General features: G+C 60.3%; 20 protein-coding genes. 15 read left to right on the plus strand and 5 right to left on the minus strand.

What is annotated here, in order from left to right; translation table 11 throughout:
• Positions 1-64: 64 nt before the first annotated feature.
• From AB9K37_RS13950 to rarD, 4 genes are all read left to right on the plus strand, one after another.
• The gene (locus AB9K37_RS13950; RefSeq protein WP_369839943.1) at positions 65-673 is read left to right on the plus strand and encodes a superoxide dismutase; all 609 of its coding nucleotides are present in this window, start codon (positions 65-67) and stop codon (positions 671-673) included.
• Positions 674-795: 122 nt separating this feature from the next.
• Entirely contained in the window at positions 796-996 is a 201-nt protein-coding gene (locus tag AB9K37_RS13955; RefSeq protein WP_072706633.1) for a hypothetical protein, read from the plus strand.
• The gene (locus AB9K37_RS13960; protein WP_369839946.1) at positions 996-1,448 is read left to right on the plus strand and encodes a host attachment family protein; all 453 of its coding nucleotides are present in this window, start codon (positions 996-998) and stop codon (positions 1,446-1,448) included. Before AB9K37_RS13955 ends, AB9K37_RS13960 begins: the two co-directional genes overlap by 1 nt.
• Before the next feature lie 133 nt (positions 1,449-1,581).
• Positions 1,582-2,511 carry an EamA family transporter RarD gene (gene rarD / locus AB9K37_RS13965; protein WP_369839949.1) on the plus strand — a complete coding sequence of 310 codons (930 nt, stop codon included), beginning with the start codon at positions 1,582-1,584 and terminating at the stop codon, positions 2,509-2,511.
• Here the strand turns inward: rarD and AB9K37_RS13970 are convergent.
• Complete coding sequence (locus tag AB9K37_RS13970) at positions 2,403-2,969, minus strand: TIGR00730 family Rossman fold protein (RefSeq protein WP_369839951.1); 567 nt, start codon at positions 2,967-2,969, stop codon at positions 2,403-2,405. The two genes, rarD and AB9K37_RS13970, sit on opposite strands and share 109 nt — an antisense overlap.
• Before the next feature lie 105 nt (positions 2,970-3,074).
• On the opposite strand from AB9K37_RS13970, the gene AB9K37_RS13975 reads away from it, so the two are divergent.
• The 3 genes from AB9K37_RS13975 to AB9K37_RS13985 all read left to right on the plus strand — a co-directional run bounded on the left by AB9K37_RS13975 (position 3,075) and on the right by AB9K37_RS13985 (position 8,264).
• Positions 3,075-4,379, plus strand: a complete 1,305-nt coding sequence (locus AB9K37_RS13975) for a LysM peptidoglycan-binding domain-containing protein (protein ID WP_369839954.1) — start codon at positions 3,075-3,077, stop codon at positions 4,377-4,379.
• 67 nt (positions 4,380-4,446) lie between these two features.
• Positions 4,447-6,276, plus strand: a complete 1,830-nt coding sequence (locus AB9K37_RS13980; protein WP_369839957.1) for an ABC transporter ATP-binding protein/permease — start codon at positions 4,447-4,449, stop codon at positions 6,274-6,276.
• A gap of 218 nt (positions 6,277-6,494) precedes the next feature.
• Positions 6,495-8,264: a GMC oxidoreductase gene (locus tag AB9K37_RS13985; protein WP_369839960.1), complete on the plus strand. Its 1,770-nt coding sequence runs from the start codon at positions 6,495-6,497 to the stop codon at positions 8,262-8,264.
• A gap of 35 nt (positions 8,265-8,299) precedes the next feature.
• Here AB9K37_RS13985 and AB9K37_RS13990 read toward each other — a convergent pair whose 3' ends face one another.
• Together AB9K37_RS13990 and AB9K37_RS13995 are read right to left on the minus strand one after the other, a co-directional pair.
• Positions 8,300-12,013: an efflux RND transporter permease subunit gene (locus AB9K37_RS13990; RefSeq protein ID WP_369839963.1), complete on the minus strand. Its 3,714-nt coding sequence runs from the start codon at positions 12,011-12,013 to the stop codon at positions 8,300-8,302.
• The gene (locus tag AB9K37_RS13995) at positions 12,010-13,224 is read right to left on the minus strand and encodes an efflux RND transporter periplasmic adaptor subunit (protein WP_369839966.1); all 1,215 of its coding nucleotides are present in this window, start codon (positions 13,222-13,224) and stop codon (positions 12,010-12,012) included. Before AB9K37_RS13995 ends, AB9K37_RS13990 begins: the two co-directional genes overlap by 4 nt.
• Before the next feature lie 249 nt (positions 13,225-13,473).
• On the opposite strand from AB9K37_RS13995, the gene AB9K37_RS14000 reads away from it, so the two are divergent.
• Genes AB9K37_RS14000 through der form a run of 3 tightly spaced genes read left to right on the plus strand, consistent with a single transcriptional unit; the run spans position 13,474 to position 16,998 of the window.
• The gene (locus tag AB9K37_RS14000) at positions 13,474-14,136 is read left to right on the plus strand and encodes a hypothetical protein (protein WP_369839969.1); all 663 of its coding nucleotides are present in this window, start codon (positions 13,474-13,476) and stop codon (positions 14,134-14,136) included.
• Between the two features lie 23 nt (positions 14,137-14,159).
• Positions 14,160-15,473: a PQQ-binding-like beta-propeller repeat protein gene (locus AB9K37_RS14005; RefSeq protein WP_369839972.1), complete on the plus strand. Its 1,314-nt coding sequence runs from the start codon at positions 14,160-14,162 to the stop codon at positions 15,471-15,473.
• Positions 15,474-15,522: 49 nt separating this feature from the next.
• Complete coding sequence (der, locus tag AB9K37_RS14010; protein WP_369839975.1) at positions 15,523-16,998, plus strand: ribosome biogenesis GTPase Der; 1,476 nt, start codon at positions 15,523-15,525, stop codon at positions 16,996-16,998.
• Between the two features lie 103 nt (positions 16,999-17,101).
• Here der and AB9K37_RS14015 read toward each other — a convergent pair whose 3' ends face one another.
• Both AB9K37_RS14015 and serS read right to left on the minus strand, forming a co-directional pair.
• Positions 17,102-17,509, minus strand: coding sequence for a hypothetical protein (locus AB9K37_RS14015; protein WP_369839978.1), 408 nt, complete (start codon positions 17,507-17,509; stop codon positions 17,102-17,104).
• 80 nt (positions 17,510-17,589) lie between these two features.
• Positions 17,590-18,882, minus strand: coding sequence for a serine--tRNA ligase (gene serS, locus AB9K37_RS14020; protein ID WP_369839981.1), 1,293 nt, complete (start codon positions 18,880-18,882; stop codon positions 17,590-17,592).
• Between the two features lie 489 nt (positions 18,883-19,371).
• On the opposite strand from serS, the gene AB9K37_RS14025 reads away from it, so the two are divergent.
• From AB9K37_RS14025 to AB9K37_RS14045, 5 genes are all read left to right on the plus strand, one after another.
• Positions 19,372-21,948: a calcium-binding protein gene (locus AB9K37_RS14025; RefSeq protein WP_369839984.1), complete on the plus strand. Its 2,577-nt coding sequence runs from the start codon at positions 19,372-19,374 to the stop codon at positions 21,946-21,948.
• 135 nt (positions 21,949-22,083) lie between these two features.
• On the plus strand, positions 22,084-22,368 hold the full coding sequence (gene yajC, locus AB9K37_RS14030; protein WP_369839987.1) for a preprotein translocase subunit YajC: 285 nt from the start codon (positions 22,084-22,086) through the stop codon (positions 22,366-22,368).
• Between the two features lie 31 nt (positions 22,369-22,399).
• Positions 22,400-24,061, plus strand: coding sequence for a protein translocase subunit SecD (gene secD, locus AB9K37_RS14035; protein ID WP_369839990.1), 1,662 nt, complete (start codon positions 22,400-22,402; stop codon positions 24,059-24,061).
• A gap of 1 nt (position 24,062) precedes the next feature.
• Complete coding sequence (gene secF / locus AB9K37_RS14040) at positions 24,063-25,034, plus strand: protein translocase subunit SecF (RefSeq protein ID WP_369839993.1); 972 nt, start codon at positions 24,063-24,065, stop codon at positions 25,032-25,034.
• 63 nt (positions 25,035-25,097) lie between these two features.
• The gene (locus tag AB9K37_RS14045) at positions 25,098-25,451 is read left to right on the plus strand and encodes an Mth938-like domain-containing protein (protein ID WP_369839996.1); all 354 of its coding nucleotides are present in this window, start codon (positions 25,098-25,100) and stop codon (positions 25,449-25,451) included.
• Positions 25,452-25,468 lie beyond the last annotated feature (17 nt).

Below are 25,468 nucleotides of genomic sequence, written 5' to 3' on the forward strand. Positions count from 1 at the left end.
GACGGATCGCGTGTTGGCGATCACCTAAGACGTATATTTTTTCACACGAATAATGGGGGCTACCATGGCTTTCGAACTTCCCGCACTTCCCTACGCCCACGACGCTCTGGCAGATCTGGGCATGTCGAAGGAAACGCTGGAGTTTCACCACGACATCCACCACAAGGCCTACGTCGACAACGGCAACAAGCTGATCGACGGCACCGAGTGGGCGGACAAGTCGCTGGAAGAGATCATCAAAGGCACCTATGACGCAGACGCAGTTGCCCAGAGCGGCATCTTCAACAACGCGTCGCAGCACTGGAACCACATGCAGTTCTGGGAAATGATGGGCCCCAAAGGCGACGCGATGCCGTCGGAGCTGGAAGCCCGCATCGTTGACGCGTTCGGCTCGGTCGACAAGTTCAAAGAAGACTTCTCGGCAGCTGGCGCAGGCCAGTTCGGTTCGGGTTGGGCATGGCTGGTTGTCGACACCGATGGCACCCTGAAGGTCACCAAGACCGAAAACGGCGTGAACCCCGTCTGCTTTGGCCAGACTGCACTGCTGGGTTGCGACGTGTGGGAGCACAGCTACTACATCGACTTCCGCAACAAGCGTCCCGCGTACCTGACCAACTTCCTCGAGAAACTGGTCAACTGGGAAAACGTGGCAGAGCGCCTGTCGAAAGCCTAAGGCTTTCCCGCGCAACGCGAATTTCTGGACGCCCTGCGGTTTCCCGCGGGGCGTTTTCTTTTGGGGGAACTTTTAGGCACCTCTTGCGTTTTCTTAATGAAATCAATGCACAGGAGGATGTTATGGCCGAACGCGTCAGATCGAAAGACGGCAGCCGAGACACCGATAAGGTGATGGGCGCTGAGGGAGAGATGGATCAGCAGGGACGACAGGGCGGCAACTTGCAGCGCGATATCGGCACCCGCGACGAGCTGAAGCGCGCGACCGAGCGTCCCGCAGGCGACACCCGCGTGACCAAGGCAGACGAAAAGGAGGACAGCTAATGACTAAGGTGAAAAACGGCGCATGGGTTTTGATCGCAGACGGCGAAAAAGCCTTGTTCCTCCGCAACGATCTTGACGCGCAGGACCTTGATCTGAATGTGGTGCGGATCGAAGAACAAGAAAACCCATCGGACCGCGAACAATCCGCAAACCGTCCTGGCCGCATGCACGACGGTGGTCCCGGCCAAAAGTCGGCGATGGATGACACCGATTGGCACGAACTGGCCAAAGAGCGCTTTGCCAGCGATATGGCCGACATCCTGTACAAGCAGGCGCACAAAGGCAAATTCGACCAGATTGTCGTTGTCGCGCCCCCGCAGACCTTGGGCGAACTGCGCAAGGAAATGCACCAAGAGGTCAGTGACAAGGTGATTGCCGAAATCCCCAAAACCCTGACCAACCACCCGATCGACAAGATCGAAGAATTGATCAAACAGGAATTGGCGGCCTAAGCCAGCGCAGCGCCCCCATCTACCGGGGGCGCAACCGCATCTGCACCTTTGCACAGGTGCATCTGCCTGACACCATTGCAATCTGCGCGGCAGAGGCGCAGACATCTGGCAGACGACCCCCAAGGAGCCCGCCATGACCCAGACCGTTCGCGGCATTCTAGCGATGATCTCGGCCTGTGTGGTGTGGGGGCTGTCTTCGATCTTCTACAAGCTTTTGTCGGATGTTCCGCCGATGACCATTCTCGCGCACCGGACCCTGTGGTCGGCGGTGTTCTTTGCGCTGGTTCTGTCCGTACAGGGCCGCTTTGCACAGTTGCCTGCCGCGCTTGGTAACCGCCGAACGCTGCTGGTCATCGCTGGGGCGTCGCTGACGATCTCGCTCAACTGGTTTTTCTTTATTTATTCGGTCAACACGGGCCACGCGACCCAAGCCAGCTTGGGCTACTACATCTTTCCGCTGGTTGCGGTTTTGCTCGGGCGCATCTTCTTTGCCGAGAGCCTGAACCGATGGCAGATGGTGGCTGTTGCGCTGGCGGCAGGGGCGGTGTCCTTGCTGACGTGGGGGCTTGGCGTGGCTCCGTGGATTTCCCTGATCCTCGCCTTTAGCTTTGGCTTTTATGGGGTGCTCAAGAAGCTTCTGACCATCGGACCTGTGGTAAGTGTGACGGCAGAGGTTGTGCTGCTGATCCCGTTCTCTCTGACGGTTCTTTGGATCGGCGGCACGCATATGGACAGCCCGTACCAGACCGCGCTTCTGCTGTTCTCGGGCCCGCTGACGGGTTTCCCGCTGATCCTGTTCAGCTATGCCAGCCGCCGCATTCCGATGGCGACGGTTGGCATTCTGCAGTACCTGAACCCGACCCTGCAATTTCTGGTCGCGGTCCTGTTGTTCAAAGAGCCCTTTGGCATCTGGTACGCCATAGCCTTTGGGATGATCTGGACGGCGCTGGCGATTTACTCGACCGCAGGGGCGCGGGCGGCCTCTCGTAGACGCAAGACCGCGTCCTCGACCGTGTCCACCACCGTCACAAAGTCCAGCATCGACGCACCGGCGAAACCCTGATCCACCACGTGCTGCAGCAGATCCACCAAGGGGCCCCAGTAGCCGTCGGTGTTCACCAGAATAATGGGCCGTGCGTGCAGCTCCAGTTGCCGCCATGTGAGCACTTCAAAAAACTCGTCCAGAGACCCCGCACCGCCCGGCAGAACGACCACGGCGTCCGAGTTCATGAACATCACTTTCTTACGCTCGTGCATGTTTTCCGTGACGATGAACTGGGACAGATCGCGCTTGCCGACCTCCCATTTCATCAGGTGCTCGGGGATCACGCCAAAGGTCTGCGCCCCTGCGGTTTGGGCGCTGCGGGCGACCACGCCCATCAGACCAACGTCGCCAGCGCCGTAAACCAACCGCCAATTTTCAGCGGCGATGGCGCGGCCCATCGCGTCGGCAGCGCTTTCAAATGCGGGGTTTTTGCCTGAACGTGCGCCGCAAAAGACACAAACGGAAAACAAGGACATGGGTGGCTCTCCTTCGGCGGGAATTCGCCTAGACCCCGTTTAAGCGGGTTGGTATCCTCGATCAATACGTCGTGATGGCTTCGACAAGCGGGGAAACCACAGAAAATGACCAGTACACGCACAATTCTGATGGGCCTTGGCACCGGAGTGGTCTTTGCGGCGCTGCTGGTCTTTGTCTTTGCTGATGACATGGACGTACCTGCGTTCCTTGACGGGGAAACAGCGGGCGCGCCACCGGCTGAAAACGCCGCAGTTGAGTCTCAAGTTGAACTTACAGAGCCTGCCGCAGATGCCGTGGCAGAGGCACCTTTGGCAGAGCAGAATGCTGACACAACCGTGGTCGCAGCGTTGCCCGAGCCAGATGTCAGCGCCGCACCCGAAGCGATGGAAGAGACGACTGCGACTGCGGAAAGCGCCGATGTCACGACCCCTACAACAGAGCCCTCTGATCCCGCGCTCCAGTTCGATCTGGTGCGGGTCGAGCCGAATGGCAGCACGTTGGTCGCTGGACGCGCGCCTGCGGGTTTGCAGCTGGCGATTTTGGTGGACGGCGCACGTGTGGCGACCGCGGACGCGGGGGCCGATGGCAAGTTTGTCAGCTTCCTTGATCTGCCGCCCGCGCCGCGCCCCCGCGTGCTGACACTGGCCCATCGGGACGGTGACACCAACGGCACCCAAGGCAACCAGCGCGTTATCCTCGCGCCTGTGTCCTTGCCCGCGCCGACCGAAGAGGATGCTGCGCAAGGCGTCGCTGCCTTGCCCATGCCCGAGGCGGAGAGCAGCGCACCCGAACAGCCCGAACTCGAGACAGCGATGACCTCGCCCGACGCGCCCGTGGCACCAGCGCCCCTGCCGATCGCGTCTGACGCGCCCGGCGCGCCTACCGTTCTGCTAGCCGATGACAAAGGGATGCGCGTGCTGCAACCGGGCGGCTCGGCCCCCGAGGTGATGGAGCAGGTGGCGCTGGACGTGATCAGCTACGACGCTGAGGGCGACGTGAACCTTGCCGGTCGCAGCACCGGAGCCGGTCATGTGCGGGTCTACGTGGACAATGAGCCTGTGATCACCAGCGCTATTGACGATAATGGCAGCTGGCGCGTCCAACTGCCCGAGATCGACAGCGGGAACTACACTCTGCGTGTGGACGAGATTGCCGAGGATGGCTCTGTCGCCTCTCGTCTGGAAACGCCTTTCCGACGCGAGAGCGAGGATGTGCTGGCCGATGCGCCCCGCGATGCGAGCGGCGCTGTGACGGCGACTGTCGTGCCCGGATCGACTCTGTGGGCCATTGCGGCGGACACTTATGGCGAGGGCGTGCTGTATGTGCGTGTCTTTGAAGCGAACCGCGACAAAATCCGTAACCCCGACCTGATCTACCCCGGTCAAATCTTTGATTTGCCACGGGACTAACGGGCAAGCACTGGCCAAGGGCAGGGGGCTGACCTATTCTCTGCCCCAGACTTAGAGCGGAGCCCGAATGCCCCCCGAAACCCTGACCGATCCGACCGCCGCCGAAGAACGTAGCGGCGGCTGGCGCGTGTTGCGCCGCGTTGCCCCATATCTTTGGCCCAAGGAGCCCAAGTGGATCCGCGTCCGCGTGGTTCTGGCGTTGCTGTCGCTCTTGGTGGCCAAGCTGGTCGCGACCGCGTCGCCCTATATGTACAAGCTGGCCGTGGATACCCTGTCGCCAGATGGCGAAATTCCGGATGTCGCCGGCTTTGCCTTAGGCGCGGTGGCGCTGACGGTGATCTATGCGACGGCGCGGTTCCTGACCGTCTCGTTGCAGCAGTTGCGTGACGTGTTCTTTGCCCCTGTCGGGCAAAGGGCCGTGCGTAAACTGGCCCACGAAACCTTTCGCCACATCCACAACCTGTCCCTGCGCTATCATCTGACGCGCAAGACCGGCGGGCTGTCGCGCATCATCGAGCGGGGCATCAAGGGCGTGGAGTTCCTGCTGCGCTTCACCCTGTTGTCGATCGGCCCGCTGACCATCGAACTGTTGCTGATTTCGATCTGGCTGATGGTTCTGTTCGATGTGTGGTATCTGCTGATCGTGCTGGGGACCGTGGTGGCCTATACCACCTTTACCTTTGTCGTGACCGAGTGGCGCGTGAAGCTGCGCCGCCAAATGAACAAAGAGGACACGACCGCCAACCAGAAGGCGATCGACAGTCTGCTGAACTTCGAAACTGTCAAATATTTCAACGCCGAAGAGCGCGAAGCGACACGATACGACGAAAGCATGGCTGGCTATCAGAAGGCCGCGCTCAAGACGAGCTATTCGCTGGCTTTTCTGAATTCGGGGCAGTCCTTCTTCATCTCTGTCGGTTTGGCAGCTGTGATGATCTTGGCTGCCTTGGGCGTCCAGCGGGGCGATCTGACCGTGGGGGACTTTGTCATGGTGAACGCCTATATGGTTCAGATCACCAGCCCGCTTGGCTTCCTCGGAACCGTGTACCGTGAAATCCGTCAGAGCCTTGTGGACATGGGGGAAATGTTCACCCTCCTGGATCAGCCGTCCGAGGTCACTGACAAGCCCGACGCCAAAGAGCTGAAGGTCACCCGCGGTGAGATCACGCTGGACGACGTTCGGTTCTCGTATGATCCAGAGCGCGAGGTGCTGAAGGGCGTTTCGCTCACTGTCGAAGCAGGCAAGACCGTTGCGATTGTGGGGCCGTCAGGTTCTGGCAAGTCTACGATCAGCCGTCTGCTCTTCCGCTTTTACGACGTAACCCATGGGGCGATCCGGATTGACGGGCAAGACCTGCGCGATGTGAGTCAAACCAGCCTCCATGGTGCGATCGGGGTGGTGCCGCAGGACACGGTGCTGTTCAACGATACCATCCGCTATAACATCGCTTATGGTCGCGATGGTGCCTCGGAGGCCGAGGTGATCGAAGCTGCCAAAGCTGCGCAAATCCACGACTTTGTTATGCGTCTGCCTGACGGGTATGACACGCAAGTGGGCGAGCGGGGGTTGAAACTCTCTGGCGGTGAAAAGCAGCGTGTCGGCATTGCGCGGACGCTGCTCAAGAACCCGCCGATCCTGATGCTGGACGAGGCTACCAGCGCTCTGGACACGGAAACCGAGCGCGGTATTCAGGATGCCTTGGTCCGCGCGGCCCAAGGGCGCACTGTTGTTACCATTGCCCACCGGCTTTCCACCATATCGGACGCGGATCTGATTGTCGTTTTGCAGGACGGTGAAATCGTCGAGCGCGGCAGCCACATGGACCTTTTGGCTCAGGATGGGCGGTACGCCAGCCTGTGGCGCAGGCAAGCGGCAGAGCAGGATGACGCCGCCTAAGCGCCTTGCGATTGGAAATTATCTGGCGATCCCTTGCGGGGTCGCCTTTTTTGTTGGCTTCAGACCGGCGGGGCGACAAACTTTCGCAAGTTTGCGCGAAATCAACCATAGGTCGAACGCCGCTGCCGTATTACTCTATGGGCGTATTTTAGGAATCTCTTTCAGTTGCGTCAGGATTTGAGACGCTCTGACAAGTCTCATTGTTGAAAGTTTTGAGTATGACGACGTTGACGCCTCTGTCGCTGTTTGTGCAGAATCCTCCGAAAATTGATGTTCTGATCGTGGGCGCAGGGCCGTCGGGGCTGACTGTTGCCCAAGAGATGTCCGGCCAAGGCCTGAACATTGTGGTTCTGGAAAGCGCGGGGCTCTTGGAAACACCCGAAACCGCCGACCTGTGCCGTGTGGATCACGATGGTGACCTACGAAGCGCTGCCTCACTGTCCAAGCGGCGAGAGTTCCATGGGGAATCGACCGCCTACTGGGACCCGGATGTCCAGCGCTACGGGGTCCGATGCCGCGTTATTGGCGGATCGACCATTTCTTGGGCCGGCAAGTCCGCCACCTTTGACGAAACCGATTTTTCAGAACGTCCATGGGTGCCACTGTCCGGCTGGCCGATCAGCCGGACCGAGTTAATGCCCTATCTCGACCGTGCAGCGGATATCTTGAACCTTGGCCCTAATGTGTACGATGAAACGTTCTGGGATGTAGCCGGTCGCAAGGCGCCGGAGCCCGAAATCGACGAGGCTCGGCTGAAGCCGTTCTTCTGGCAGTTTGCGCGGTCACGCGTGGATCCCATGGACATCTATCGCTCTGGGCCGGAGTTTTTGGAAAAGCAGCGCGGTGATGTCACCATCGTTACAGACGCGACCGTACTTCGGGTGCTGACCGATCCTACGGGCAGCGTCGTGCGCGGTGTCGAAGCGGCAAGCATTGATGGCGCAAAACATGAGCTGTCGGCCGAGACATGCATCCTTGCTGCGAGTGCGGTCGAAAACGCGCGGCTTTTGCTTTTGTCGCGGGACGCCAAGCCACAGGGCTTGGGCAATGACCATGATCAGGTCGGTCGCTACCTGATGGATCACCCGGGCGCCCATGTTGCGAGTTTCCCTGAAAAAGATCTGAAGCCGATCAAGAAGCGGTTCAGCTTCTATGGGCTCTCGCACAATGGCCGGACGTTGATGTACATGCCCGGCCTGTCGATGTCGCCGGAGTTGCAGAAAGAGCAGGAACAGCTGAATTGCGCCGTCTACTTCATGATGGAACGCGCCGAGGATAACCCGTTTGATGCGCTAAAGCGCCTCCTCAAAAGACAGAGTGATCAGCCGCTCGCTGACATCAAGAATATCATCGCCAACGCGGGGATCGTCGGGGCAGGTGTCGCGCAGAAAGCCCTGCAAAGCGGGGTGGTGCCGCGCAGGGTCAAGCAGTGGGTGTCCAATGCCGCGATCCTGATCAGCCCGAACTTCGTCGTCGAAGAATTCGAGACCCGCGGCATACCGCACAAGCTCACCGGTGTTGCCATCCATGCCATCACAGAACAGCCGCCTCGTGCGGAAAACCGCGTGACGCTGTCGGATCAGACCGATCGGTTTGGCGCACCGCTGCCAAAGGTCGCTTGGGAAATCGGTGATGCGCCGCGCAAGGCGCTGGCGGGCATTGCGCGTTTGGTGGCTGACGAGCTAGAGGCTTCTGGTCTGCCGCGCCCCGCACTGGCCGACTGGGTGCAGAATGATCGCCCCGAAGATGCGGTGATCATCGACATGGCGCACACCTTGGGGACCACGCGCATGAGCCTTGATCCGGCGACGGGCGTGGTCGATAGCGATTGCCAAGTGCATGGCACAACGGGGCTGTTTGTCGCGGGGGGCTCGGTCTTTCCGACAAGCGGACACGCCAATCCGACCTTGATGATGATGGGGGTCGCTGTCCGGTTGGCCGATCACCTAAAGTCGCGGCGCGCGGCAAACACTTCTGAAGCAGCTTGAGACAAAAAGGCCCCCGAGAGTGGGGGCCTTTGCGTTCATTCAGCAGCGCGGATTGAGGGGCTGATCGGTCTCGGGGCCGAGATGTCCTCGACCTCCCAGATGATCTCGGGGTGTTTCACGCGACGGGCAGCGCGCGCCAGCGCCAAATCGCGGGCTGCGCGACTGCCTTTGCCCAACGACATCTTGGCCAGCAGGTTCGCGATCCAGTGCAGATAGGTGCCAGCCCAGACCCGCAGCGCCAGCAGGGACGGGGTGAACACCAGCGTCAACACAGTCGCAGTGCCCAGACCAAAGACCACGGCGGTTGCCAGCTGTTTCCACCACAGAGCAGTCGGGCTATCGATCGAGTAGCCGCCGTTGATAAAGTCGAGGCTGAGGCCGAACATCATCGGGGCCAGACCCGCCATCGTGGTGATAGTGGTCAGCAGAACGGGACGGATCCGGGCCTCTGCGGTGCGGGTGATCGCGTCGATCCGCGGCATGTAACGCGAGTACTCTTGGTAGGTATCGATCAGAACAATGTTGTTGTTCACCACGATCCCCGCAAGCGCCACAATCCCCGTACCCGTCATGATGATCGAGAATGCTTGATCCATTACGAGCATCCCGATCAGCACGCCTGCGGTCGATAGGATCACCGCCAGCAGCACGAGCACCGAATTATAGAAGCTGTTGAACTGCGCCAACAGGATCACGAACATCAGGCCCAACGCACCCGCAAACGCGCTCTGAAGGAAGGCAGCGGATTCCGCCTGATCTTCCTGATCGCCGGTCCACTCAGCCTCTATGCCAGCCGCAAAAGGTTCGGTTGCAAGCCAAGTGTTCAGAGCCTCGATCCGTTCGTTGCCGTTGACAGGGCTTAACACGCTATCCCCTTCGACCGCGTCACGGACAGCGGTGCGGTCGGCGCCATCGGCCAGCCAATACAGAGAAAAAGGCGTCTCGCCTCTGTTGGCAAAGGCTTGGCCGCGTTCGCCCACGGGCAGGACAGTCAGGTCCTGCAGAATTGCTGTGATCTCTTCATTTTCGACCAGTTTCATCAGGCCGGGCGCGACATCTGCTTTTACGTCGAAATGGCGTTTCTGGTCGACGCGGTTGATCTCGGCCAGCTGCGCGACGGGCTTGCGGGTGATGAAGTTGGCGAGCGGTACCAGACCTTCGGCGGTGCGGACCTTGAGTGTGTCCAGAGTTGACAACACGCGGTCCTGTTCGGGCAGACGCACGCGGATGTCGATCTCTTCGTCGCTGGAATCCACGCGCATGGTGTCCAAAAGCAGGCCGTTCGTGACCAGTTGAACCATCGCGCCGACGGCGGCAACGTTCGCGCCGTACCGGCCAGCTTTGGCCACATCTACGTCGATCTGCCAGTCGATGCCGGGCAGGGGCAGCGTGTCCTCGATCAGGGTCAAGCCGGGCAGGGTTTCGAACTGCGTACGGGCGGTTTGCGTTGCGTCGAGCAGTTCGTTCCAATCATCGCCAGTGAGGCGCAAGTGCACAGGCTTGCCAGAGGCCGGACCCATCGCCAGCTCCAGCACCTCGGCTTGAATGCCGGGGATTTGGTTGAGCTGTGTGGTCAGTTCCTCAAGCACCACATTCCCGTCCAGATCGGCGCGGTCTGCGCGCTCTTCCCAAGGGATGGTTTCGAATTGGACCTGACCGATGGTGTCTGACGGGGCCTGCGCGCCGCCATTGTTGGTATCAAGGCCGCCAGAGCCCGCAAATGAAAAGACAGAGCGCACGCCGGGATGCGCGATCACGACCTCTTCGACCTGCTGAACCAGCGCGTCCTTTTCAGACAGGCTCAAGTTGCCGCGGGCGCGGACATAGACCTGCGCCTGCTCTGGCTCGGAGGCGACAAAGAATTCGACGCCTTTGTTGTTCGCGCCATAGTAGCCGAAGGTCGAGACGACAAAGAACATGACGCCGCCAATAACGACCAGAGGCATGATCGGGTTGCCGACGATGCCATGCATCATCCAGCCAAAGACGGACCGATGGCTACCTGCATTGATCTTTGTCTTACGTCTCCAATCCACGCGGGCCGCGTCGAGCGTGATGCTGGACAGCGCCGCACCGACGAGGAAGATCATGATCCCTGGCAGATATGCTCCAAAACTGCCGCCCCCTTGGCCACCGGTCAGATAGCCGGGGTTCAGGGTCTGCATGACGCCGATAAAGATGAGATAAAGGCTCGGGGGAACCAGCAGCACGCGCACCCACCACGGGGCAATGCGACGCAGGCGTTCGCCTGAGTTGTGGAACGTGCGGCTGAGGCGGCCGGAAACACCACCTAGGACGGGCAGGTAGATCAGGGCCACCACAAGGGACGCGGACAGAACGTAGATCAAGGTGACCGGCAGCATCCCCATGAATTCGCCCGGAACACCGGGCCAGAACAGCATGGGCAAGAACGCACAAAGCGTCGTAGCGGTCGAGCTGACAATGGGCCAGAACATGCGTTTGGCGGCCTCGACATACGCATGCATGGGGCCAGAGCCTTCGGAAATGCGCTTGTCGGCGTATTCCACGACCACAATCGCGCCGTCCACAAGCATCCCCACAGCGAGGATGAGGCCGAACATCACGATGTTCGAAATGGCGATGCCTGACGCGCCCAGGATCGCAAAGCAGAGCAGGAACGAGGTCGGGATCGAGAATCCCACCAGCAGCGCAGGGCGGATACCCAAGGACGCCAGGACCACGATCATCACCAGCGCAATGGCGGTCAGCACCGAGCCTTCGAGCTGTTTGACCATGCTGTCCACTGTGCGCGACTGGTCGTTCGAACTGCCAACCTGCACGGCGGCGCGCATCTCTTCGGGCCATGCGTCGCTGGCCTCTTTGATGACGGCTTTGACCTCGTTGGCGGTGTCGATCAGGTTGTAGCCCTTGCGCTTGACCACCTGCAGGGCGACGGTCTTTTCGCCGTTGAAGCGGGCGGTGCCTTGGCGGTCTTCGAAAGTCAGGCGGATCTCGGCGATATCGCCTAGGGTCACCACACGGTCGCCATTCGTTTTCACGGGCAAGTCGTAGACATCGCGCGGCTCGTCAAAAGACGATGGGATTTTGACCGCGAAAGAGCCTTGGTCCGTTTTCACTTCGCCCGCGGCGATCAGCTGGTTGTTGTTCTGAACCACGCTGATCAGCTCGTCAGCGGTGACGTTGTAGCTTTCGAGCTTCAGGGGGTCGATCACGACCTCTAGCATCTCGTCGCGGTTGCCTGCGATCCCCGCCTCCAGAACCGCATCCAGACCTTCAATGTCTTCTTGTAAGTCCTTGGCAATACGATTCATTGTGCGTTCCGGTACGTCACCGGTCAGGTTCACAATGATAATTGGAAATTCCGAGAAGTTGATCTCGTTGATCGAGTATTTCTCGGCCCCCTCGGGGAAGTTCCCTTCGGCGGTGTTCATCGCGTCACGCACGTCGGCGAGTGTTTTGGTCTTGTCCCAGCCGAACTCGAATTCCAGCGCCACACCGGCATAGCCTTCGGACGCGGTCGAGGACATGGTTTTCAGGCCGTCCAGATCGGACAGCTCTGTTTCCATGGGTTTGACCAGCAGGGTTTCGCTGTCTTCGGCGCTGATGCCTTGGAATGGAACCGACACGAACAGCGCAGGAATTTCGATGTCCGGCTCGCCCTCTTTGGGCAGGCCCACATAGGCAAAGGCCCCGACCGCGATCGAGATCACGATGAAGAATAGAACCATGCGGGCGCGTTGAGCAGCCCAGTCGACGATGCCGATCATTTACTGGCCTCTCGATAAGTGGGGTCTACGGCGACGCCATCCACTACGTATTCCTGACCAACCACGATCACGGACACGGTTTGGGGCAGGCCGCTGACCCAGATGCCGTCGATTGTGTCACGCAGGACAGATACAGGCATAAAGCGCGCCACGTCACCACTGTCGACAACCCGCACCCCAAGGTCGCCTTCGTCGTTCAATGTCAGGCTGGATTGCGGCAGAAGATGCGCCATGGCCCCGGGGGCGCTGATGGCGACCTCAGCGGTCTGTCCCTCGCGGATCTCGAGATCCGGGTTCGGGACATCAATCTCGACGCGGAAGGTTCGCGTGATCTCGTCGGCGGAGCGCGACAAGAAGGACACGCGACCAACCAGCTCCTGTCCGGTGGTCAAGCGTGCACCCGCCTTGGCGCCCTGGTTGATGCGGTTCACTTCGGTTTCGGGGACAAAGCCCACGACTTTGACAGGATCAAGCTGGATTACCGTCCCGCACAAAGAACCGGGTTGCATCAGGCTGCCGAGTTCAGCCGTGTCGTCTTCGATGATCCCGTCGAACGGGGCCTCGATGGTCAGGCGGTCGATTTCTTTTTGGGCAGAGGCCACAGACGCGGTCGCGGACAGAATACGGGCTTCGGCACTGGCGAGGCCGCCAGAGGCCGCTTCGACGGCTGCGCGCGCACTCTCGATCGCGGCTTCGGCATTCGCGACTTTGGTTTCCGACGCGTAGCCGCTTTTCGACAGCTCGCGGGAGGCGCGTGCGTTGATTTCGGCCTCGCGGAGCAAGGCTTTGGCTTCGACAACGCGGGCTTGCGCTTCGGGGCGGGCGGCTTCGGCTTCGGCCAAGGAAGCTTCGGCTTCGGCGAGGCTGGCCTGACGTGTGCCAGGATCGAGTTCGCACATCACGGTGTCTTTTGTCACATAAGCCCCCTTGCGCAAAGGAGCAGAAACCACCTGTCCGGTGCTCTCGGAGCGCAGATCAACCCTGCGGGCGGCTTCGGTCTGGCCGCGCAAGATGACAGCGCTGTCAATTTCCTGCGCTTCCATCTCTAGGGCGACGACGCCAACCTTGCGTTCTGCGACCATCTCGGTTGCAGCGGCGTCGTCTTCGGACGGAGCCGCGCCCGCGAACGCCAGAAGCTGGTCACGCTCGAACACCACCAAGTACAGGAGGCCGGTCACAATCAGGGCGGTCAGGATTTGGACAATGCGCATGGAATTCCTCGGTCTTGTCCCGCGCAGCGACTATATCACACCCGAGCGGGAATCATCTTGGCGTATTGCTACACCGTTTTTTTATATACGCTAAACCACTTAGTTCAGATTAGCCTGACTGGCTTTTAAATGACAATTGGGGAAATCCCATGTGCCGAAGGTCAAGCTCTGTCTGCGCAAGAGCACCATCGCCCTTGGCAAGCGAAGGCGTCTGGGGTTACAGAGAGACAAAGAGTTACGGGGCAGAATATGAGCAATACCGACAGCTTTATCGATGAGGTCACAGAAGAGGTCCGCCGCGACCAGACCTTTGCTTACATCAAACGCTATGGATGGATTGTCGGTTTGGCCGTGTTTGCCGTCGTCGGCGCAGCTGCTTGGAATGAATGGACAAAGGCTCAGGCGACCGCCGAAGCCGAAGCCTTTGGCGATAGTCTGCTTGACGCATCCTCTGCCGAGACCGCTGAACAACGGGCGGACGCTCTGGGCATGATCGAAGCGCCAGATGCGACAGCATCGGCGATCGTGGCACAGATGCAGGCCCAACAACTTCTGGATGCAGGCGACACCGAAGCCGCCATTGCGGCCCTGAATGATGTGGCTGCCGATGGCAATTTGCCGCGGATCTATCGTGACATCGCAGCATTCAAAGCGCTGCTGATCGCGCCCGCGACCCAAGATGTCGACGCCCGCCGAGTCGCGCTAGAGGCCTTGGCCTCGCCCGGTGCTCCCTTGCGTCTGCTGGCGCTCGAAGAACTGGCCTATCTCGAGGCAGGCGCGGGCAACCGTGATGCTGCAATCGAGACATTGAACCGTATTCTTGACGATGTCGAAGTTGCGCCCGAGCAGCGCCAGCGCACACGGGATGCCCTGACCGCGCTTGGGGTCTCTTCTGAAACGCCGGCACAATAATTGATTTGACGAGGACGATTGCCATGACGCTTTGCCGCCGCTCCGCCCTGACTGCGGTTCTTGCCGCGACAACCCTGTTGGCTGGCTGTGCACAGCAAGAGGTGATCCTACCCGGCGAACGTCTGACCCTGCGCGGGGATGTGCCCGTCGCGCAGTCCGAGAATATCAGCCTGCCCATCGAACTGGCCGCGCCCGCGAACCTGAGCGAATGGCCACAAGCACAGGCCAATGCGCGCAACAACCCTGGCCACCTTGCGGTGAGCTATCCGCTCCAGCAGCTTTTCGAAGTGTCGATTGGCGCTGGCGAAGATCGCAAGCATCGCATCACTGCGCAGCCCATCGTGGCGGACAACCGTATCATTACGCTGGACGCGCAGGCGACGGTTCAGGCGACGGCCCCAGATGGCCGCACGCTGTGGCGCCGCGATCTGACACCCATGCGCGATAGCGCGGGCCAAGGCTCCGGTGGTGGGCTCGCATCAGACGGCTCTGTGGTGTTTGCGTCCTCTGGCTTTGGATTGATCGCAGCGTTGGATCTGGCGACCGGCCGCGTCTTGTGGGAGCAGCAACTGGATGCAGGCGGCACGGGCACCCCAACCGTCGCGGGTGAGCTGGTGTACTTTGTATCGAGCGACAACCGCGGCTGGGCCATTGAAAAAGACACAGGCCGCGTCCGGTGGCAGCTGAACGGTGTCGAAGGTGGTGCCTCTATCGTAGGTGGCCCTGCGCCTGCTCTGAGCGATCAGTTGGTCCTGTTCCCCTTCTCGAATGGTGATCTTGTATCCGCCTTCCGTCTTGGCGGCGTGCAGCGGTGGCGGGCGTCGGTGTCCGGAACGCGGACTGGCAGTGCACTGGCCCAGATCAGTGCAGTGACCGGCGATCCGGTGATCGACGGGTCCACGGTATATGTCTCGAACCATTCCGGCCGTTTGGCCGCCCTGAACGTTGATAACGGCGAGCGTCTTTGGACCGCCCAAGAAGGGGCGCTCAGCCCCGTGGCCATTGGGGGCGGTTCTGTCTTCTTGATCTCTGACCGCAACGAATTGCTGCGTCTGGACGCCTCCAATGGCCTGCGGGTCTGGGGCACCGAGCTGCCGAATTACACCGCCCGCAAGCCGCGCAAGCGTGCGGATGTCTATGCAAACTACGGTCCTGTCTTGGCAGGTGGCCAACTGTTGGTCGCCTCGGGGGATGGCGCAATGCGTGTGTTTGATGCCGCCAGCGGCGCACTGACCGGCACCATTGCCCTGCCGGCGGGCGCTGCGACCGCGCCCATCGTTGTGAATGGCGTGGTGTATGTTGTGTCGCGCAAGGGCAAACTGATCGCTTTCCGTTGACGCAAATATGCGTTAAGGGCTGCGGCTTGATCCTGACGGAGTCGCTACTATGACATTTTCGCTGGCCATCGTGGGCCGCCCCAATGTGGGCAAGTCCACGCTGTTCAACCGCCTCGTTGGTAAACGACTGGCGCTGGTCGACGACCAGCCCGGCGTCACGCGCGACCTGCGCGAAGGCGATGCACGCCTTGCAGACCTGCGCTTTACCGTGATCGACACTGCGGGCCTTGAGGATGCGACGGATGACAGCCTTCAGGGGCGGATGCGCCGGCTGACCGAGCGGGCCGTAGATATGGCGGACATCTGTCTGTTCATGATCGATGCGCGCGTGGGCGTGACCCCCGTAGACGAGATTTTTGCCGAAATCCTGCGCAAGCGGGCCAAGCATGTCATCCTTGCCGCGAACAAGGCCGAAGGCGCTGCCGCGGATGCCGGTGTGATCGAGGCGTATGGTCTGGGGATTGGCGAGCCGATCCGTTTGTCAGCCGAGCATGGCGAAGGTCTGAACGACCTGTACACGACACTGCTGCCCTTGGCAGATGAGTACGCCGAACGCGCCGAAGCCGAAGCGCCCGAGACCGAGGTCGAGGTGGGCGATGACGAGGACGATTTCGACGGTGACGAGAACCTGAAGGTGCACCGTCCAACTGCAGCGAAGCCATTGCAGGTTGCTGTCGTTGGCCGTCCGAATGCGGGCAAGTCGACGCTGATCAACAAGATTTTGGGCGAGGACCGCCTGCTGACCGGACCCGAAGCGGGCATCACCCGCGACGCGATCGCATTGCGGCTCGAGTGGGACGGGCTGCCGATGCGGATCTTTGACACTGCTGGCATGCGCAAGCGCGCCAAGGTGCAGGACAAGGTCGAGAAGCTGTCAGTCTCTGACGGTTTGCGCGTGGTCAAATTCGCCGAGGTTGTGGTCGTCCTGCTGGATGCGGCGATCCCGTTCGAGCAGCAGGATTTGCGGATTGCCGACCTTGCCGAGCGCGAGGGGCGGGCTGTGGTCGTCGCTGTCAACAAGTGGGACATCGAAGACGAGAAGCAAGAAAAGCTGCGCGATTTGAAAGAGTCGTTCGAGCGTCTGCTGCCCCAGTTGCGCGGCGCGCCGTTGGTGACTGTTTCTGCGAAAACAGGCCGTGGTTTGGACCGTCTGCGCAACGCCATTGAGCGCGCCCACGACGTTTGGAACCGCCGCGTGTCGACTGCCAAGCTGAACCGCTGGCTGGAGGGCATGATCTCGGCCCACCCGCCGCCCGCGCCGAACGGCCGCCGGATCAAGCTGCGCTACATGACCCAAGCCAAGACCCGTCCGCCGGGATTTGTGGTCATGTGTTCGCATCCCGATAAGATGCCGGATAGCTATTCGCGCTATCTTATCAATGGTTTGCGCGAGGACTTTGATATGCCCGGGACGCCGATCCGTCTGCATATGCGCGGACAAGGGGATCGGAACCCCTATCAGAACAAGAAGAAGGCACAGCCTTCGAAGTTGAAAAAGCACTTGGGCAAGGGCCAGCGGACCTAAGCCCTGTTGGGCTTGTGGTTCGCGGCCGGGGGCTGTCTGCCCCCGGACCCCCGAGAGTATTTTGGCAAAGATGAAAGAGGGCGCCCCTTTGTGGGCGTCCTTTTTATTGGGTGAAGTGCAGGACAAAGGTCATGACGGTCGCCATCGTCAGGTCCGCGGTCAGCGTGAAGTAAAGATAGGGGCGCGGCAGGTGACCTGTAATGCGGGCCGATTTGTGCAGTACGGCCCAGAGCGCGTGGATAAGGAGACCAAGCGGGAGCAGAAGCGGGCTAAGGGTCAGGGTGATCAGTGCGCTGATGGCAATCAGCGGAGCGAACAGGCGTGGGCAGAAAGGACTGTTGGCGATGATCAGCAGAAAGATGGTCTGTGCTGCTAGAAAAGCGCCAGTGAGCCAGACGGCTTGGGTCGGACCTGCGAGACTGGCGACAAGGGTGAGGGCCAGCGGCGCGAGGAGGCCGGAGGCAGCGGGCGACAGGACGTGGCTGGGGAGGGGAAGGGATGAAATATGCATGTTGGCCAAATATTTCGTGTGTGGAAACAAGAACGCCCGCGGGCTGTGCCGCGGGCGTTTGGTTGGGATATGCGTACCGCTTAGACCAATTGGCCCTCGGCGGTGAGGGTGGTTCGTCCCCCGAGGTAGGCATGGAGCACCTCGGGGAGTGTGACCGAGCCGTCGGCTTGTTGGCCGTTTTCGAGGACCGCGATCAGGCAGCGGCCCACAGCAAGGCCCGAGCCGTTCAGGGTGTGCACGAATTCAGGCTTGCCGCCCGCGGTGGGCTTGAACCGGGCGTTCATGCGGCGAGCTTGGAAGTCACCGCAGACCGAGACCGAGCTGATCTCGCGGTATTTGTTTTGGCCGGGCAGCCAGACTTCGATGTCGTGGGTGCGGCGCGCGCCAAAGCCCATGTCGCCGGTGCAGAGCGCAACGGTGCGGTAGGGCAGGCCGAGGCGCTCGAGGATGCCTTCGGCGCAGCCGGTCATGCGGTCCAACTCGTCGCGGCTGGTGTCGGGGTGGGTGATCGAGACCATTTCGACTTTTTCGAACTGGTGCTGACGTAGCATCCCCGAGGTGTCGCGCCCCGCGCTGCCTGCTTCGGAGCGGAAGCATTGGGTGTGCGCGGCATAACGGCGGGGCAAGGTTGCCTCGTCGATGACTTCGCCGTTTACGAAGTTGGTCAGCGTAACCTCGGCGGTTGGGACCATCCACCAGCCGTTGGTGGTTTTGTAGCTGTCTTCGCCGAACTTGGGCAGCTGGCCGGTGCCGTACATCATCTCTTCTTTGACGAGGACGGGGGTCCATGCCTCGGTCAGGCCGTTTTCATCCACGTGGGTGTTCAGCATGAATTGGGCCAGAGCGCGGTGGATGCGCGCGACCGCGCCAGTCAGCACCACGAAGCGCGAGCCGGACAGCTTGCCTGCGGTGGTGAAGTCCATGCCGGGAACAACGCCAGCGATTTCGAAATGCTCTTTGGCGTCGAAGTCGAGGGTCGCGGGGGTGCCCCATTTCTTGATCTCGACATTGTCCTCTTCGTCGGCGCCATCAGGGACATCGTCGAACGGTAGGTTCGGGATTTCCATAAGCATGGCGTTCAAGGCTTCGTCGTCGGCCTTGGCTTCGTCGTTCAGGCGAGCGATTTCGGCCTTCTTGTCGCCGACAAGGGCGCGCAGGCGTTCGAACTCTGCCTCGTCCCCGCGGGCTTTGGCGGCACCGACTTCTTTGGACGCTTTGTTCTGCTCGGCTTTGGCGGTCTCGGCGGCTGCGATTTTCGCGCGGCGTTCCGCATCAAGGGCGAGGATCGAGGGTGAGACCGGATCAAGGCCACGGCGGGCCAAGGCGGCGTCAAAGGCTGCTGCGTTCTCGCGGATATAGCGAATGTCGTGCATGGGTCTCTCCAGTGAATCTTCGCGGGCGTTATGCAACATCTTTTGCGAGAGCGGTAGTCTGAGCGGTTTGATCGGTCGGGAAAAAAATGCCGCAGATTGGGGCAGGTGGCAGAGGCCGGGGGCTGCCTGCCCCCGGACCCCCGGGAGTATTTCCAGCAAAGATGAAGAAATATGGTGATTCGCGGCGCGATTGTTTCCTGAAAGGTGAAAGGGGCGGCAATTGTGGCAGCGGGCGGGCGCCAGTGCGGCAGACTGTCGGCGCACTCGGGTCGCAAATTGGGAATGTTCGGGGCATTGCCTTGTCGGTTTTTGGCGGGGATTGGGGCCCGCCGCATTTGGTCCCTGATTTTTATGGTTGAACGCCCGTTAACCTTTGTGGCGACAAGGAAAATGGCCGAAATGCGCCCATGTAGAAATGGTTTTGAGTGATCGTTCGGCTGTGTCAGCACTAACCCAAAGACTATAAAAGCGGTCATGAGGATTAGGGTTATGAGTGGTGCAGTTATGTTCCTCGTCGGGCTGGCAAGCCTGGGAATTCTAGGCGGGTTGTCGGCCGGAGCAGGCGCAGACGACAGCAGCGAAAGCGAGCACGATAAGCTGGAGGGGACCGATCAGGATGATACCCTCGAGGGGCATGACGGGAACGACTTGCTCTTTGGATATGCGGGCGACGACTGGCTGAGCGGCGGCGATGGCGACGATACGATCTGGTCTGGTTCGGACAATGACAGTGCTTATGGCGGTGCGGGCAACGATGATCTGTATGGCGAAACCGGCGATGACCACCTGATCGGCGGCGCCGGTGACGACTACGTGTCGGGCGGTGACGGCGTGGACATCATTTCGGGCAATGACGGAGCGGACGTGATCGACGGCGGCGCGGATGACGACGTCATCTCTGGCGGGCTGGATTCAGATACAATCGAAGGCGGCGACGGCAATGACTCCGTCGATGCCGGCGCGGGTCTAGACGTTGTGACCGCCGGGGCGGGTGATGACACTGTCGGCGGCGGTGCCGGCGATGATCTGCTGTTCGGCAATCAGGCAATGCTCGACCAGATCGACGACTTTGACGCGCTGAGTGGTGCGCCGAACCTGACCGATGACAACTACGAGGCTTTGAACAATATCCTCTCGGCGGCGCCGGATGACGAGGACGACGGAGACGATGTGTACGACGGCGGCGCGGGCGACGACATCATCTTTGACGGGCATTCGGATGTTGCCGACGAAGATCGTTTGTCCGGCGGCGAGGGCGATGACCTGATGATGGATTTTGACGGGGCCTCGCGGTTTTACGGCGGTCTTGGCGATGACACGATCGTCGCCGTGGACGGCTATGCAGCCGGTGCCAAAGGGGCGGATGTCCTGCGCGGTGATGCCGGTGATGACGTGCTATACGGCGATGACGAGGACACCATGACCGGCGGTGCCGGTGTGGACACGTTCAACGTTTACGTAGACTCCTTGGTCGCGGATAACGGCCAAGAAGGTGACGTCGATGGCATGGTGGTCATCGATGACTGGGAAGATGGCGAAGAGATCGTTCTGGACTACGACCCGATGCATGTTCTTGATGGCACCCAAACCGAGATCGAACTGCGTCTAGAGGAAGATACAGATCAGACCGGCAACTTTGCCTCTGTCTTCCAAGAAGAAGAGGGCCTGCGCGTTGAGTTCATGGGGCAGACCGTCATGTTCATCAAACATGCGGATCTGTCGGCGGTAGAGCACATCACGCTGCGCCAGTATGTACCCGATGAAACGGCAGAGGACTTTGAAACCGTCGGGACCGGCAGCGATAACACCATGAACGGTGATGCCAATGCCAATGCGTTGCTCGGTGGAAACGGTGATGACACGATCTCTGGACTGGCGGGTGACGACACGCTGATCGGGGCCAGCGGCGACGATGACTTGGACGGCGGCGATGGCGACGATACCTTGAACGGTGGCGCCGGAAACGATGCGCTTTCTGGTGACGAGGGCGATGACAGCTTGTCTGGCGATGCGGGCGACGACACCCTGAATGGCGGCGCGGGTGCGGATCAGATCACGGCTGGCAACGGTGACGACCTGATTGATGGCGGCGACGACAATGACTCTGTCAGTGCCGCAAGCGGTGCGGATACCATCGAAGGCGGTGCGGGCGATGACACTCTGGAGGCCGGCGCTGGCGAAGACTTGGTCACTGCTGGTACAGGCGACGACAGTGTCGAAGGCGGCGAGGACAATGACATTCTCTTCGGCTATCAGGCAACGCTCGACCAGATTGATGACATGGATGCCCTGACCGCAGAGCCAAACCTGTCGGCCAACAACATCTATGCGCTGCGCGATGTCTCTTCCTTTGCGCCGGATGGCGAAGATGACGGGAACGACAGCTTTTACGGCGGTGCGGGCGACGACGTGATCTTTGACGGCTATTCGCACTACCACGAACAAGGCGATGACATCGACTATGACCTGCTGGACGGTGGTGAGGGTAATGACCGCATCTATGACTTTGACGGTAAGTCCACGCTGAATGGCGGCGCGGGGGATGATGTTCTGGTTGCTGTCGAAGGCTATGCAAATTCCACCGTAAAGGATGATGACGTCAGTGACATCGACGAGTACGCGGATATTCTGCGCGGCGGTGACGGCAACGACACCTTGATCGGCGACGATGGCGACACCCTGATTGGTGGCGAGGGCAGCGATCTTTTCCGTGTCTATCTGGACTCGGTGATTTCTGACAACGGTCAGCACCTGTCCGTCGAGGACATGTCCACCATTGATGACTGGGAAGTGGGCGAGACGATCACCATCGACTATGACCCGATGCACATTCTGGATGGAACGCTGGACGAAGAAGCGCTCGAAGCCTATCGCGGCAGCAACGAAGACCTGACCTTCTACCTGCGTCAGGAAGAAGAGGGCGTCAGTCTGGTGGTCTGGAATTCCGGGTTGGATACAGGATCGCCGCTACTCTTCATCAAGCACACCACGATTGACGAAGTGTCTCCCTATATCCAGTTCAATGAATACGTCCCCGAGAGCGAGGACCAGTTGATCCTGAATTAAACTGGAAATGACAGGAAATTAATCGGGGGCGCATGGGCAATGCGCCCCCTTCGCCTTGCAATGGGCCAGAGGCGCGCATAGGTTCCGCCCGACACATTTCGGGCGATGCCCGCCGATTACAAAGGAACCATCCCAATGGAAGCATTTGCGCAGTTCGTGCCTCTGATCCTCATCTTCGCGATCATGTACTTCCTGCTGATCCGCCCCCAGCAGAAAAAGATGAAAGAGCACCAGAACATGGTCGCTAACCTGCGCCGCGGCGATCAGGTTGTCACGCAGGGCGGTGTTATCGGCAAGGTTTCGAAGGTCAAAGACGACAACGAAGTCGAAGTTGAGATTGCAGAGAATGTGAAGGTCCGCGTTGTCAAAGCGACCATCACGCAGGTTCTCAGCAAGACCGAGCCTGCCAAGGCCGAGTAATCCGTCACTCGTTTTCAATAAGGGGCAGTCAATGCTGCAACTCGAGTTGTGGAAGCGCATCCTGATCTGGGGGCTCGTGGCCGCCGGATTGGTGCTTGCGCTGCCAAACCTGTTCTACTCTCGCGTGGAACAGTCGAACGATGCCATTGCCGCGATCGAGGCGGGCATTGACACACCGGAAAACCAAGAGATCGCGGCCCAGTGGCCGTCCTTTCTGCCGTCGGGCTTGATCAATCTGGGTCTCGACCTGCGGGGCGGGGCGCACTTGCTGGCCGAGGTCAAGGTCGAGGACGTCTACGCGCAGCGGATGGAGGCCCTGTGGCCCGAAGTCCGCGACGCTCTGCGCGACGAGCGGGCCACTGTTGGCACCATTCGTCTGCAAGAGAGCGAGCCGGGCATTCTGCGGGTGCGCATCAGCCAGCCTGACGGAATGGCCACCGTGATCCAGACCGTCGAAGGTCTGGCTCGTCCGGTCACTAGCCTGACCGGCGCTGGTGCGACCGATCTGGCCGTCAGCTCTGACGGCGCCGATGTGGTGGTTCAACTGTCCGACGCTGAAAAGCAGGCGACAGACCAGCGCACTCTGAGCCAAGCGTTGGAGATCATTCGCCGCCGGATTGACGAGGTTGGCACACGCGAGCCGACTATTCTGCGCCAAGGTACCGACCGCATCTTGATTCAGGTGCCCGGTATCGGCAGTGCGGACGAAGTCAAAGAGATCATCGGCACCACCGCGCAGTTGACCTTCCAGCCTGTGATCAGCCGCACCACCAATGCAGAGACCAGCCCCGGCGTGGGCAACGAACTCTTGCCTGCGGTGGACGAGCCCGGCCTGTTCTACGTGCTGGAGCAAGCGCCTGTCGTGACTGGCGAGCAGCTGACCGACGCGCAGCCTAGCTTTGACCAGAATGGCCGTCCTGCGGTGAACTTCCGCTTTAACCCCCAAGGGGCGCGCAAGTTCGGCGACTACACTGCGGCCAACATCGGCAGCCCCTTTGCCATCGTTCTTGATGGCGAGGTGATCAGCGCCCCCACCATCCAGAGCCACATTCCGGGCGGTAGCGGCATCATCACCGGCAACTTCACCATCGAAGAAAGCACCAATCTCGCGGTTCTGTTGCGGGCAGGGGCTTTGCCTGCTGGGATGGACTTCCTTGAGGAACGGACCATCGGGCCGGAACTGGGGCAGGACAGCATCGATGCAGGTAAACTGGCCTGTATGGTCGCGGGTATCGCCGTTCTGGTGTTCATGTTCGCCAGCTATGGCCTGTTCGGGATTTTCGCCAACATCGCATTGATCATCAACGTGGCCATGGTGTTCGGCGTTCTGTCGATGCTGGGGGCGACCCTGACATTGCCGGGCATCGCGGGCATCGTTTTGACAATCGGTATGGCAGTGGACGCCAACGTGCTGATTTTCGAACGTATCCGCGAAGAGTTGAAAACCGCCAAGGGTCCGGCGCGCGCAATCTCCTTGGGCTATGAAAAGGCCCTGAGCGCGATTGTCGACGCCAACATCACCACCTTGATAACAGCGGTGATCCTGTTTGCAGCTGGCTCTGGTCCTGTGCGCGGCTTTGCCGTCACGCTGGGTCTGGGCATCATCACATCGGTCTTTACCGCCATCTACGTGACCCGCCTTCTGGTCGTCATGTGGTTCGAGCGGAAGCGGCCGAGAACCATCGAGGTCTGATATGCGTCTGAAACTCGTACCACAGGAAACAAAGTGGGACTTCTTTGGTCGCGGCAAGCTGTGGCTTGGGATTTCGATCTTGATGATCTTTGTCGCGCTGGCCAGCTTCTTGCTGCAGGGCCTGAACTACGGCATCGACTTCCGTGGTGGTACCACCATCCGGACCGAGAGCGCGCAGCCGGTTGATGTGGGGGCCTATCGGGACGCCCTGTCGCCGCTGGAACTGGGGGACATCACCATCACAGAGGTGTTTGATCCCAGCTTCGAGGCCGACCAGCATGTCGCGATGATTCGCATTCAGGCGCAGGACGACACCGAATCCGTCAGCGCCGCGATGATCGCCGATGTCGAAGCGGCAATGACCACAGTTGCGCCCGATGTGAAGTTCCTGTCCGTCGAGAGCGTTGGCCCCAAAGTCTCTGGCGAGCTGATCCAGACGGCGGTACTGGCTGTGATCGCTGCGATTGGGACTGTGCTTGTGTACATCTGGCTGCGGTTCGAATGGCAGTTTGCCTTGGGCGCCGTGGTTGCGCTGGTGCACGACGTGGTTCTGACAATCGGCATCTTCTCGGAGCTACAGATCCGCTTTGACCTTGCGATCATCGCGGCGCTCCTGACCATCGTTGGGTATTCGCTGAACGATACTGTGGTTGTCTTTGACCGCGTCCGCGAGAACCTGCGCAAGTACAAGAAGATGAGCCTGAAGGACCTGCTCAACCTGTCGATCAACGAGACCTTGAGCCGGACGTTTATGACCTCGTTCACCACGCTTGTGGCGCTGATTGCGCTGCTGGTTCTGGGGGGCGACGTGATCCGCGGGTTTGTCTTTGCGATGACCTGGGGGATCGTGGTCGGTACTTACAGTTCGATCTTTGTCGCCTCGACCATCCTGCTGGTCTTGGGGGTCAAGCGAGATTGGACCAAGGACAAGGGCAGTCAGGAAGGCAACCAGTTTGCCAATATCGACGCCTAAGTGCACAATGCGAGGCGCGGGTCACTCCCGCGCCTTTTTCTTTGGACGAGCGGAGAGTTTCCAATGCGCATGAACGAAGTGTCCTTTACCGACGCGATGCCCGTTGACGGGTACGGTCCTGGATTTTTCCGTGTCGGCGGTCAGGTGGTCGAAGGCGCTGTGCTGCTGTCCGATACAGGCATTGCGCCGTGGGGCGGGTATGCGGATGCCGAAAGCCTGATGGCGCTGGTGGGCGACGTGGATGTGCTGTTCATCGGCACGGGCGCGGATGTCGCACATATTCCAGCGTATCTGCGGTCTCGGCTGGAAGAAGCAGGGCTTGGGGTCGAATCGATGACATCCCCTGCGGCGTGCCGGACCTATAACGTCCTGCTGAGCGAAGGGCGCCGGATTGCGGCGGCGCTGCTGCCTGTTTGAGGGCAGGGCCTTTGGCG

Origin of the sequence: Donghicola sp. XS_ASV15, from assembly GCF_041224595.1 — a bacterium.
Lineage (GTDB): Bacteria > Pseudomonadota > Alphaproteobacteria > Rhodobacterales > Rhodobacteraceae > Donghicola.